8 protein-coding genes and 1 pseudogene are annotated in these 12,980 nt (G+C 36.7%); 4 read left to right on the top strand and 5 right to left on the bottom strand.

Translation table 11 applies throughout. The annotated features are described in order from the left end of the window. The first annotated feature begins 85 nt into the window (after positions 1-85). Both MKL62_RS10650 and MKL62_RS10645 read left to right on the top strand, forming a co-directional pair. Complete coding sequence (locus tag MKL62_RS10650; RefSeq protein WP_000854552.1) at positions 86-250, top strand: hypothetical protein; 165 nt, start codon at positions 86-88, stop codon at positions 248-250. Positions 251-788: 538 nt separating this feature from the next. Beyond that, positions 789-2,336 (top strand): hypothetical protein, encoded by a 1,548-nt coding sequence (locus tag MKL62_RS10645; RefSeq protein WP_005129354.1) that lies wholly within the window; start codon positions 789-791, stop codon positions 2,334-2,336. A gap of 43 nt (positions 2,337-2,379) precedes the next feature. Here MKL62_RS10645 and MKL62_RS10640 read toward each other — a convergent pair whose 3' ends face one another. Together MKL62_RS10640 and MKL62_RS10635 are read right to left on the bottom strand one after the other, a co-directional pair. Beyond that, the gene (locus MKL62_RS10640) at positions 2,380-3,714 is read right to left on the bottom strand and encodes a D-serine ammonia-lyase (RefSeq protein WP_005129355.1); all 1,335 of its coding nucleotides are present in this window, start codon (positions 3,712-3,714) and stop codon (positions 2,380-2,382) included. Between the two features lie 163 nt (positions 3,715-3,877). Next, positions 3,878-5,509, bottom strand: a complete 1,632-nt coding sequence (locus MKL62_RS10635) for an inorganic phosphate transporter (RefSeq protein WP_001087641.1) — start codon at positions 5,507-5,509, stop codon at positions 3,878-3,880. 462 nt (positions 5,510-5,971) lie between these two features. Between MKL62_RS10635 and metH the strand changes: the two genes are divergently transcribed. Next, entirely contained in the window at positions 5,972-9,658 is a 3,687-nt protein-coding gene (gene metH / locus MKL62_RS10630; RefSeq protein WP_005129356.1) for a methionine synthase, read from the top strand. Between the two features lie 38 nt (positions 9,659-9,696). Here metH and MKL62_RS10625 read toward each other — a convergent pair whose 3' ends face one another. From MKL62_RS10625 to MKL62_RS10615, 3 genes and pseudogenes are all read right to left on the bottom strand, one after another. Beyond that, a complete protein-coding gene (locus MKL62_RS10625) occupies positions 9,697-10,329 on the bottom strand; it encodes an HNH endonuclease (RefSeq protein ID WP_005129357.1) in 633 nt (210 codons plus the stop codon). After that, positions 10,319-11,485: an AAA family ATPase gene (locus MKL62_RS10620; RefSeq protein WP_005129358.1), complete on the bottom strand. Its 1,167-nt coding sequence runs from the start codon at positions 11,483-11,485 to the stop codon at positions 10,319-10,321. The genes MKL62_RS10625 and MKL62_RS10620 overlap by 11 nt, the downstream gene beginning before the upstream one ends. Positions 11,486-11,706: 221 nt before the next feature. Next, positions 11,707-11,854: pseudogene (locus MKL62_RS10615) on the bottom strand (transketolase family protein); the annotation flags it as partial. A gap of 212 nt (positions 11,855-12,066) precedes the next feature. On the opposite strand from MKL62_RS10615, the gene MKL62_RS10610 reads away from it, so the two are divergent. Beyond that, a complete protein-coding gene (locus MKL62_RS10610; protein WP_033523765.1) occupies positions 12,067-12,915 on the top strand; it encodes a TIGR02391 family protein in 849 nt (282 codons plus the stop codon). Positions 12,916-12,980 lie beyond the last annotated feature (65 nt).

Raw genomic sequence — 12,980 nt, 5'->3', positions numbered from 1 at the left:
AGATATTTTTTAACCAAAAATAGATCGAAATATAATCAAAATATTTCTATAGTAAAAGGGAGAATGATAAAAAAGCGAGAACAACATGAAAACATTACTTCTTTGTGCCGCAGCAATTTTCACAATGTCATTATCAGCCTGTGCAGTACATACACCTGAGGGTAGTATTGTGATTGATCCTGACTCTCCGTATTACGGACACCCAGGAGGTTTTTGCCCACCTGGACAGGCGAAAAAAGGACGTTGTTAGAAGTACTCTTTTAAAGTCATTAGATAGAGACTTCTATTAAATGATGAACTGAATACCGAAATGGAGGGTTCCAGCCCAAAATTAGATGGGATGAAACTAGAAAATTATGGTGTAAAAAATCACCATATCCCCAAGATTTTTAAAAGACAATCTTACGTTGTCTTCTATCTAGTTTCACCCCAATTCTTTCTTATTTCGTTTGACTTTTCTGATCATTTAATAAAAAAAGTCTAGTTTTTTACTCATCGTTGTATCTTTTTATTGATACATTTTGATCATTTTACCTTCAGGTCAAACCTGATGAATTCGCTCTATACAAAATAACTATTTATGTAACGTAAGTCTATAAAAATGTTCTAAAAATGTGAAAAAAAATGAAGGTAAAATGCGATGTAATTATCATAAAAAATGACTCATCTTATATTCATCACAAAAATATTGAATTTTATTTTGGCAGTTATTGCCACACGTTTCTTTTCATTGGCATAGATAATGTATACACCTGTATATTAACCTTATCGTACAAGCGAGATATTTTATGTCCAGCCAGAGTCCAGCCGAAGGTCTACAATTTCCAATTCACGCCTCGATCAAAAAGCAAAGCACGTCTCTTACAGGCCAAGAGATTTTGTCAGAAGCTTTATCTATTGTAGATAATAAAACTGCTCAACAGATTTTGGCTGAAAAAAATTGGCGAAAAAATTATCCTATTTACTTTAAGGCACTCGTTAAGCACGGAATTACCAACAGCAATAATCCAATTACCATTGCAAAACAGGGATTGCATAAGGCTCATCATCTTTTTGATTATTACCGCGATGGTAAACACTATCTTTTAAAAGATGCTCTACACATCCCCACTTCTACACCTTTAAATACAGTAAGATTTAAAGGCGAAAGTGAAGCTGCACCAGAATGGTATGTTCCATATAAAGGTCAAAAACTGAGCGGGCAAAGCTTACTTGACCAAATTCAAAAATGGGAAAATGCAGGTATTATTGAACCAAGCCATGCTAAGGCTTTACGCGAAGCTGCTGCTCATCCTGAATGGTTTGATTTATCTGACCGTACGATGGTGTTATTTGGTGCAGCCTCAGAAGCAGGACCATTACCTTGGCTAGCAAAATGGAAAGCGAATATTGTTGCAATAGATTTACCAAACCCACGAGTTTGGGGGAAAATTCTAAATACAATCCAGCAAGGAAACGCAACGCTTATTGCACCAAGTATTGAAAAAATTGACTCTTCGGCAAAAGCTTCAGCATTGAGAGATAAATTGGGTGCCAATTTATTAACGCAAATACCAGAAATTGCCCAGTGGTTAGTTCAATTTCCTCAAAAATTAGACTTGGCTGCTATTGCTTATTTAGACGGCGAAAAACATGTCCGTGTTTCTATGGCAATGGACAGTATTATGCAATATGTGAGTGAACATAAACCTGATACAAGCTTAATGTTTATGTGTACGCCAACCGATGTTTATGCAGTACCTAAAGAAGTTGCAGAAGCTGCTCAAGAGAAATTTAAATCTCGTTCACAACTACAAAAAATGGCTGTGAAAGGTGTTTCTACACTCTCACTCAAACGTTTTTTTCAAGCACCTTATCAAGATTTGATTACTAACGAAAATGGCAAAACTTATGGTATTGCAGACTGTTTGGTAGTTGAACAAGGGCCAAACTACGCTTTGGCAAAACGTATTCAACAATGGCGTGCGACACTTGCCCGTCATCAAGGTCAACGTGTAAGTATTAATATTGCACCATCTACCACAACTCATTCGGTCACAAAGAATCCACTCCTTAAAGCTGCTTTTAATGGCGCAGAACTTTTTGATGTAGAAGCATTTAGTCCAGAAACCACGAATGCCATTATGGCGGCGTTATGGATTCATGACTTAAGAAATGATTCTTCTGTTGCAAACCCTGAAACCGTACTCGACCACCCTCTAGAGTTAATGATGGAGGGTGCTAACCATGGCGGTTTATGGCGTGTGGCTTATTTGGCCCGTACAGCTCTTCCTTTTGCTGCCATCTATGGCTTTGCAGCCGAGAAACTTCCATTTAGGAAATTTTCTAAAAAATAATAACGTTGAAAGCCCAATTTTAGAATTGGGCTTTTTTGTGCAATTAATTGTTTTGGCTATGCGTTAAATACTTCTGCATTTCATCAGGTGGAACCATTCCTCCTCCTGTCGCCCATACCACATGTGTCGCATGTTGTAACTTTTCAGCTGACAATTGATGCAAAGCCAAATAATCAGGAGTAGTTTGCACATAATATGGTCCCATCATGCCTGCCGCTGCCGAGGGCTCAACTTGAATATTTTCAGTTTGATTTAAAAGCGAAATGAGTTCATATAAACATTCATCATGAATGGTGTAGTAACCGTCAATTAACTGCTGCATAGCACGTCCGACAAAACCAGAAGCACGGCCAACAGCTAATCCATCTGCCGCAGTGATGTTATCTAAACCAATGTCATTTACTGAAATCTGATCATGCAGGCCTGTATAAACGCCAAGTAACATACACGGAGAATGGGTAGGTTCTGCAAATATACAATGTACATGCTCACCAAAAGCAAGTTTTAACCCAAAGCTCACCCCACCAGGACCGCCCCCTACTCCGCACGGTAAATATACAAATAAGGGATGATCTGCATCGACTTTAATTTGCTTTTGTTCAAACTGTTGTTTTAAACGCAAACCTGCAACTGCATAACCTAAAAATAAAGTGGTCGAATTCTCATCATCAATAAAAAAACAAAATGGGTCCTGTTCGGCTGCCTTACGCCCTTCTTCTACAGCAACTCCGTAATCACTGGCATATTCCACCACATTTACACCAAGTGAACGTAGCTTATCTTTCTTCCATTGCCTTGCATCGGCAGACATGTGTACCGACACTCTAAACCCAAGCTTCGCGCTCATAATACCGATTGATAAACCAAGGTTACCGGTAGAACCTACTGCAATTTGATATTTGGAAAAAAATGTTCGAAATGAGTCTTGGTCTAATTTACTGTAATCATCTTCTAGCTTGAGAAGCCCTGCCTCAATGGCTAATTTTTCAGCATGAGCCAATACTTCATAAATACCGCCACGTGCCTTGATTGAACCCGAAATAGGTAAATGGCTATCTTTTTTCAGCCAAAGTTTCCCTGTAAGTGTCTTATGTTTTTGTAGCGATAGAGCTTGTTGCATGTCCGCAATTTCTACTAGTGCTGATTCAATTTTTCCATGCTGGGCTTGAGTTTCAGGAAAGACTTTTGCCAAATAAGGTGCGAAACGCGCTAGCCTTGCTTCTGCTTCTTTTACATCCTGTTCTGTAAGACCCACTTTCGTTAGTGCTTCATTTAAAGGATAACGGTGAGGATTAAACCAAAATGTTTCTTGATAGTCTTGTAATGTTTGAATGAGTGGAAATTGTTGTTTTAATTGGTCGAGTTGAACCGTTTTCATCTTATATCCTTTCATAAAAATTTTAAGCTAAACCGTTTACTACAGGTGTTCTAGATAGCCATTAACTTATTAGTGAATTTACCCTAAAAAAATGTTTTTTTTGAAATATAGAAATAAAAAAAGCCACTCATGCTAGTGGCTTTTTTTTATTCAAACAGACAGCTTATACAAACTGTAAGAACAACCAGTATAGACCACCAGACAAACAGATGGTTGCAGGAAGGGTAAATACCCATGCAGAGAGAATTGTTTTTACAGTATTGAAATTCAGGCCTGATTTATTGGCAACCATAGTACCTGCAACAGCACTGTTTAAAACGTGTGTTGTTGAAACCGGCATACCTAAACCATCTGCTGCAGCAATTGTACTCATTGCAACAAGTTCAGCAGACATCCCTTGACCATAAGTCATGTGATGCTTACCAATACGCTCACCGACAGTTACCACAATACGTTTCCAGCCAACCATAGTACCAAGTCCAAGCGCTAATGCGACTGCCACTTTCACCCAGTTTGGAATGTATTGTAAGAATGAATCCAAGCTACTACGATAATCTTTCACAAGCTTTTTCTGTGAGTCATCCATTTTTGGTAAAGCATCTGCCTTATCCAAACGCTTAAACGTCGTTGTGCTCAAATACATGTCATTACGGATTTCGCTAATTGCAGCTTCTGGAATATCTTTTAAGTTGCTATAGCTAGAAACACGCTCACCCAAATGGTCAGTCATGCTTGCCAATGCAGGCACAACTTCAGGCGTTTGTTGCTTGGTTTGAATGTATTTAGTTAATACCGCACGCGCTTTTTCGTCAGTCAATTCTGGTTGATTTTGGTTTAACAAAACCGCAGTTTGAGAAGAAAGCTGATGGAATGATTGAACCTGCTGTGTATCGAGGTTTTTATTTAATGAATAAGCTAATGGCACTAAACCAACCAAAATAAGCATGATAAGACCCATACCTTTTTGGCCATCATTAGAACCATGTGCAAAACTCACACCTGTACAGGTAAAGATAAGAATTGCACGAATGATTGCTGGTGGTGGCTTATTCCCTTCAGGTGGCTGGAATAATTCTAATTGGCGTTTGAAAATAGTTTTAACCAACAAGAATACAATTGCCGCAAAAGCAAAACCAATTAAAGGAGAAAATAATAATGCCTTACCTACTTTAATCACCTGATCCATATCAACACCACTGGTCGTTACGCCAGTCGATGCACTCAACAGATGATTCATAATACCCACACCTAAGATTGAACCAATCAAGGTATGAGAGCTAGAAGCAGGAATTCCCAAGAACCAAGTACCAAGATTCCAAAGAATTGCAGCGATCAACAATGCAAAAACCATTGCAAAGCCAGCACCACTGCCCATGTTCATAATAAGTTCAACTGGAAGCAATGCAATAATGCCATACGCAACAGCACCACTTGCGACCATTACCCCAAGGAAATTACAAAAACCTGCCCACATGACTGCAACCGGTGCAGGCAAAGCATTTGTATAAATAACCGTTGCAACTGCATTAGCAGTGTCATGGAAACCGTTTACAAATTCAAAGCCTAGTGCAATCAAGAGTGCAGTAGATAAAAGAATAACTGAATAAAGGCTTAAAGGTGGAACATGCGCTAAATCAGCACTGACCTGAAACCCAATATAAATAAGTGTTGCAATAATAATCGTCAGAAACACCGGCATAAAAAACTTAGGTGTCGGGACATGGACATTCGTCGATTTTGCTTGCAGGTTTGCCGCAAGTTTTGAATCCGAAACAGGGGGTAGATTAGAATTCATGCAGACGGTAAGAGGATAATAAAATCCTCTGTATTCTTAAATTAAATTATGACAATTATATGACAAAGAGGCGCCTGATGAAGTCAATTTTTTATATTTTGACCTCATTTGATGCACCTTTCCCCGACTGTTTTTATTTTTTTCTTAAAATACAATAATTTAAACCATTAATTATGAGCTCCTTTTGTGCTTATTTTTACAGCAAAAAAATAAATAAAATTACCGATATGTCTATTTTTCATACAAAGCAACTGTAATATTTCGGCATATTGAGCATGAAATATTTCAATATCATGATCATTTGATGAATATTTCATGAAAATTCTTTTGTTTTTGACATAAGGCGATCTCTTTTTTAACTTTTTAGTCAGCTACACCTGACCTTCGTAGATCATCATTTGTGCTGCTATTCTGTTACAATAGCGCCGCATTTTTAAATTCATATAAAGATCGGGGTTTTCTATGTCTACGCTTGCCACCCTAAAAGCGCTTCTTGCTAAACGCATTCTGATTATTGATGGTGCAATGGGAACCATGATCCAGCGCCATAAATTGGAAGAAGCTGACTATCGTGGTGAGCGTTTTGCTGATTGGGCACATGACTTAAAAGGTAACAATGACCTTTTGGTTCTAACACAGCCTCAAATCATTCAAGGTATTCATGAAGCCTACCTCGATGCTGGTGCAGACATTATTGAAACCAACAGCTTTAACGGCACACGTGTTTCAATGTCTGACTATCACATGGAAGATCTTGTTCCAGAGATTAACCGAGAAGCAGCACGTTTAGCCAAAGCAGCTTGTGAAAAGTACTCAACTCCAGATAAACCGCGTTTTGTCGCAGGTGTCCTTGGGCCAACATCACGTACTTGTTCAATTTCACCGAATGTAAATGACCCTGCCTTTCGTAACATTACTTTTGATGAGTTAAAAGAAAATTATATTGAAGCGACTCATGCACTAATTGAAGGTGGTGCAGACATTATCCTGATTGAAACTGTATTTGATACTTTAAACTGTAAAGCAGCGATTTTTGCAGTCAAAGAAGTATTCAAACAAATTGGTCGCGAATTACCAATTATGATTTCAGGGACCATTACCGATGCATCAGGCCGTACTTTAACAGGTCAGACAGCGGAAGCTTTCTGGAATTCGGTTCGTCATGGCGATTTGCTTTCAATCGGTTTTAACTGTGCCCTTGGTGCAGATGCCATGCGCCCTCACGTAAAAACTATTTCCGATGTCGCAGATACCTTTGTTTCAGCGCACCCAAATGCAGGCTTACCAAACGCATTTGGTGAATATGATGAAACTCCAGAGCAAACTGCAGCTTTCTTAAAAGAGTTTGCTGAAAGCGGTTTGATTAACATTACTGGTGGTTGCTGTGGTACGACACCAGACCATATTCGAGCTATTGCCAATGCGGTAAAAGACATTGCGCCTCGCCAAGTGCCTGAAACGGTACCTGCTTGCCGCTTAAGTGGTTTAGAACCATTTAATATTTATGATGATTCATTGTTTGTAAACGTTGGTGAACGTACTAACGTTACCGGTTCTAAAAAATTCTTACGTCTCATTCGTGAAGAGAACTTTGCCGAAGCTTTAGAAGTTGCACAGCAACAGGTTGAAGCTGGCGCACAGATTATTGACATTAACATGGATGAAGGGATGCTCGATTCGCAAAATGCGATGGTGCATTTCTTAAACCTTGTAGCATCCGAACCTGACATTTCACGTGTACCGATCATGATTGACTCATCGAAATGGGAAATCATTGAAGCTGGCTTAAAATGCGTACAAGGTAAACCGGTTGTTAACTCAATTTCCTTAAAAGAAGGTTATGACGAGTTCGTCGAAAAAGCCCGCCTCTGCCGTCAATATGGTGCTGCAATTATTGTGATGGCCTTTGACGAAGTAGGTCAGGCCGACACTGCTGAACGTAAACGTGAAATCTGTAAGCGCTCTTACGACATTTTAGTAAACGAAGTAGGCTTCCCTGCTGAAGATATTATTTTTGACCCGAACGTGTTTGCAGTTGCGACTGGTATTGAAGAACACAACAACTACGCAGTCGATTTTATTGAAGCAACGGGCTGGATTAAACAGAACTTACCGCATGCCATGATTTCTGGCGGTGTGTCTAACGTTTCGTTCTCATTCCGTGGTAATGAGCCAGTTCGTGAAGCCATTCACTCTGTATTCTTGTACCATGCCATCAAGCAAGGCATGACCATGGGTATTGTGAACGCAGGTCAAATGGCTATTTATGATGATATTCCTACCGAGCTAAAAGAAGCGGTTGAAGATGTCATTTTAAATCAGAATCAAGGTGAGTCTGGTCAGGCTGCGACTGAAAAATTACTTGAAGTTGCAGAAAAATACCGTGGACAAGGTGGTGCAACAAAAGAAGCCGAAAACCTTGAATGGCGTAATGAGTCAGTTGAAAAACGTCTTGAATATGCCTTGGTTAAAGGTATTACGACTTATATTGACCAAGACACCGAAGAAGCCCGCTTAAAATCAAAACGTCCTTTAGATGTAATTGAAGGGCCACTGATGGACGGCATGAATGTGGTCGGTGACTTGTTCGGTTCAGGCAAAATGTTCTTGCCACAAGTTGTAAAATCTGCCCGAGTCATGAAACAAGCAGTGGCATGGCTCAACCCATACATCGAAGCTGAAAAGACCGAAGGACAGTCTAAAGGTAAAGTCCTAATGGCAACGGTTAAAGGTGACGTACACGATATTGGTAAAAATATTGTAGGCGTAGTACTTGGCTGTAATGGCTATGACATTGTTGACCTTGGCGTAATGGTACCTTGCGAGAAGATCTTACAAACTGCAATTGATGAAAAATGTGACATCATTGGGTTATCTGGTCTGATCACTCCATCTTTAGATGAGATGGTATTTGTTGCTAAAGAAATGCAGCGTAAAGGTTTTAACATTCCTTTATTAATTGGTGGCGCGACTACTTCTAAAGCACATACAGCAGTAAAAATTGACCCTCAGTATCAAAACGATGCGGTAATTTATGTTGCCGATGCTTCACGTGCTGTTGGTGTAGCGACAACCTTGCTTTCGAAAGAAATGCGTGGCGCATTTATTGAAGAGCATCGTGCTGAATATGCCAAAATTCGTGAGCGTTTAGCCAACAAACAACCAAAAGCGGCCAAACTGACTTATAAAGAGTCGGTTGAAAATGGTTTTAAAATTGATGAAAGCTACGTGCCACCAAAACCAAATCTTTTGGGAACACAAGTTTTAAAGAATTATCCGCTTGCTACACTCGTGGATTATTTTGACTGGACGCCATTCTTTATTTCTTGGAGTTTAACTGGCAAATTCCCGAAAATTTTAGAAGATGAAGTGGTCGGCGAAGCAGCAACTGACCTTTACAACCAGGCACAAGCGATGTTGAAAGATATTATCGACAACAATCGTTTTGATGCTCGTGCCGTATTTGGTATGTTCCCTGCTCAGCGTACAGATGCAGATACCATCAGCGTATTTGATGAAGCTGGTCAAAATGTTACGCATACTTTTGAGCACTTACGCCAGCAATCTGACAAAGTGACAGGCAAACCAAACTTGTCTTTGGCAGATTACATTCGTGCTGACCGCGAGCAGCAAGACTACTTGGGCGGATTTACTGTATCGATTTTTGGTGCAGAAGAACTGGCAAATGAATACAAAGCCAAAGGTGATGACTACTCTGCAATCTTAGTGCAATCATTGGCTGACCGTTTTGCTGAAGCCTTTGCCGAACACTTACATGAACGTATTCGTAAAGAGTTCTGGGGCTATAAAGCTGATGAGCAGCTCAGCAATGAAGAACTGATTAAAGAGAAATATGTGGGTATTCGCCCTGCACCAGGTTACCCAGCTTGCCCAGAGCACTCTGAAAAAGCAGTGTTGTTCGACTGGTTAGGTTCTACAGATAAAATCGGCACCAAACTCACTGAACACTTTGCAATGATGCCACCATCTTCAGTCAGTGGTTTCTATTATTCTCATCCACAAAGTGAATACTTTAACGTGGGTAAAATCTCTCAAGACCAACTTGAAGATTATGCGAAACGTAAAGGTTGGACACTGGATGAAGCGAAGCGTTGGTTAGCACCAAATTTAGATGATTCGATTGCTTAAAATTAAGCTATAAAAAATCCCCTCAAGTGAGGGGATTTTTATATTTTCTCAGGTAAATATTTTAAAAATTTACTATTTAATCTTTTCATTATCCTTGCGCAATCTTCTAAAGAACCACGCTCTAACTTTTTTAGATTAAAAAAATCAAATGTATATTCAAGTTTAGGATGTTCTTTATTTATTGTATAACGCATAAATACTGCACGCCCTGCTTGTAAACATTCCAATTCATAAAAATCTCTAGTATTTTCATACTTTGGATGTATGAATTTATAGTTATCTAAAGAAAAATCTATTGAAGCGTTATATTGATCATTCTGAATTAGATAATTGATAAAATCTGTTCGTGTACCTTTTTGTGCTCCTGTATTACATCTCCGACAAGAAATAACTAAATTTCTTATATCAAAACTGTAATTTACATATTTATGTTTGGGCAATACATGTTCAATATCAATAATAATATCTTCATCTTCGGCGAGAGCCCTTTGGCAAAATGCACATGTGTTATCAAATTCTTTTTTTAACTTAACCTTAATTTGCTTCTTTACATAAAAGAATTCTTTACACGACCAAGGCTCATTTCCACATTTACAATTAATATTTCTACCTTTCCCCCTACTTGACTTCTTAGGATAGGGACAAGTGTAATTTAATAAATTAATGTTCATTGTTGTTTATAAACCTATTTTCTATATCCATTAAAACTTGTTTTTGTAAATCTAAGTCACATGCTTCTTTTAACTTTTTAAACTCTTCTTTTATCTCATAAAAAGAAATTTTCTTTAAGTCATAATTATCTAACAAAGCAACACAATACCTCGACAAAAATGAATTATCTGGTGTTAATAAACCAAAAATTTCCCAATATAAAGATTCAATACTATAATCATCATCCTCTTGAATTCTTTCAAAATCCCCATCAATTACTTTAAATATTTTATAGTTTATATTCCCTATATAATCACTGTAAAAATCCTTTCGATTTACCTGAAGTTTTGAAATCATTAATGGAGAGTGAGTTGCTATAAAAAAATTTAAATCATACATATAAAAGTAATCGTACAGTTTTAACACATACTCTCTCTGCCATTTTGGATGTAAACTTATTTCAGGCTCATCTATTAAAATTATATTTTTTTTATTTTTTAAAATTTTCTCACTCAAGAATAACATTTGTGCTAAAAAATGGGATTCTCCAGAACTTGCTCCATCCAACTTAAATCTCTTTCCATCTTTAGATAAAAGAAAGTCTATTTTAAAAATTCTTTTATTACTAAATAGCTCATAGAATTTTTTGAAGATTGATAAATTTACAGTGTTTTCTTTCCCCATCCAATATCCAAAGTCAAAAATATATTCATAATTACTATAAGGACGTAATAATTTTTCTAATTGATTACAAAACTTCTTAAGCTCAATTAACTCATAATCAATAAAATCCTTATCAATTGGAATATCAAATTTATTATATTTATCTATTTTTCTTATGAAATAGCTAAGAAAATCACCATCAAAATCAGCGTAAAATGATATTAATACAGCAACAAATCTCTCATATTTTAAGTATTCCAGAATATTATAAATACTATCATTTTCATTCAAAAATGAATCAATAATTATATTTTTTAAAAAAACCTTCCCATCTCTTGCACTTAATTTTTCATATCCTCTAGTACTAAACTTATCAAAAACAGTATTTGAAATCGCTATAACATGATCATTTCGCTTTAAGTGATTTTGACCTATAGTATTTAATAAGCGACTTTTCCCACTTCCATTAACTCCGACTAAGAAGTTAACATCACTATAATTATCCCAATACATTTTTCACAAAAAATTTTAAATTTATAAAATTGTAAATCTTTTATATGACTATTTAAAGCCCATATTATTCAAAAAAGTAACTTCCTGTTGAACAATATATTTAGAAAAATCCATATAGACAGCCTAGATTACTGCATTAATTAATAAAATTCCCCACCTTTAACATTCAGGGATTTCAAAGAGTTTTTTTCGATACTATTTATATCAAGTACATATTACTTTTATTTCAAATGTGACTTAATCTTCTCTATAACTGCTTCAGTTGAAATACCATAGCGATCATGTAGAGTAGATAAGGCCCTGCATCTAAAATGCATCTGGCAAATCTATCATGTCAAAACGAGGATGTTTACAATTTCTTAGAAATAGGACATACATCACTTAAACTTAATTTCCTCCCTTTCTAACACATCAGTCCCCTTAAGCCCCTCCATAGTCAATAAACCAGCCCAAATGAGATTCTTTTGCTTAAATGCGCTTTATTCTCCTTATCAAAAGGAGAAAAATTAGCAGAAGGATTAAATTGATCTTCAAATGAAAAATATGTAATTTATCAATTATATATTTTCGAAAATTATTAAATGGCTATTCTCAAAAAAATTGATCCTGCCTCTTTGGAATCTATTTGCAAAATATTAGGCGATACAATGAATGGCCTAACAGGTACGGAAATCTCTAAATACCTAAGTGAGTGTAATATTTCTGATCCAAAAATAAATTCAACAAAATGGAAGAAGTTATATGATGCTTTGAATCTCAAACAGAATGAAGATAAGTGCGCCAATAATTTAATCTTTTTTATTCAACATGTCATGAGACCATCAAGGCACTTTGATAATGTAACATGGTTTAATGAAATACGAAACAAATTAAATATTGTGCTTTCATTTGAAGGATTGGAATTAGAAGAAACTGGAATTATAAAACGCATCACAGCCATCAAAACACTTACTGAAGCAGAAGAACGCGCTATAAATTTAAGAAAAGTACTAATTGATAGGAAGATTCATAATGACGTTCTACTTTTCTGCAAAGCAGAGCTGTTAGTTGATAATTATTTTCATGCTGTATTTGAAGCAACTAAAAGTATCGCTGAAAAAATTCGTAATAAAACGTCTCTCACTACAGATGGATCTGAGTTAATAGATCAAGCTTTCTCATTCAAAGGAAAAATTCCTCATCTGGCATTAAGCAATTTAATGACAGAAAGCGAAGAAAGTGAACAAAAAGGTTTTATGAACTTATTAAAAGGAATTTTTGGTACATTTAGAAACACAACAGCCCATGCTCCTAAAATTACTTGGACTATTGATGAACAGGATGCTCTAGATATTTTATCTACTATTTCCTTAATACATAGAAAATTGGATAAAGCTATTGAGGCAAAAAAAATGTATGAGAGAGGTGGTCCCACATGTTTGAACAACTAAAAGCTTATTTATAAGTGATACTCTGCTCTAGTTAAGCTACCTTATTTTGTTGTGGTAGCTGGTCA

It is taken from the genome of Acinetobacter sp. AOR01_HL, assembly GCF_027855455.1.
GTDB lineage: Bacteria > Pseudomonadota > Gammaproteobacteria > Pseudomonadales > Moraxellaceae > Acinetobacter > Acinetobacter baumannii.
This window is presented reverse-complemented; position numbering and strand designations above follow the sequence as displayed.

Bases quoted from the DNA above. Each gene is read 5' to 3' on its own strand.
- MKL62_RS10650 (WP_000854552.1), top strand. From the start codon at position 86: ATGAAAACATTACTTCTTTGTGCCGCAGCAATTTTCACAATGTCATTA.
- MKL62_RS10645 (WP_005129354.1), top strand. From the start codon at position 789: ATGTCCAGCCAGAGTCCAGCCGAAGGTCTACAATTTCCAATTCACGCC.
- MKL62_RS10640 (WP_005129355.1), bottom strand. From the start codon at position 3,714: ATGAAAACGGTTCAACTCGACCAATTAAAACAACAATTTCCACTCATT.
- MKL62_RS10635 (WP_001087641.1), bottom strand. From the start codon at position 5,509: ATGAATTCTAATCTACCCCCTGTTTCGGATTCAAAACTTGCGGCAAAC.
- metH (WP_005129356.1), top strand. From the start codon at position 5,972: ATGTCTACGCTTGCCACCCTAAAAGCGCTTCTTGCTAAACGCATTCTG.
- MKL62_RS10625 (WP_005129357.1), bottom strand. From the start codon at position 10,329: ATGAACATTAATTTATTAAATTACACTTGTCCCTATCCTAAGAAGTCA.
- MKL62_RS10620 (WP_005129358.1), bottom strand. From the start codon at position 11,485: ATGTATTGGGATAATTATAGTGATGTTAACTTCTTAGTCGGAGTTAAT.
- MKL62_RS10610 (WP_033523765.1), top strand. From the start codon at position 12,067: ATGGCTATTCTCAAAAAAATTGATCCTGCCTCTTTGGAATCTATTTGC.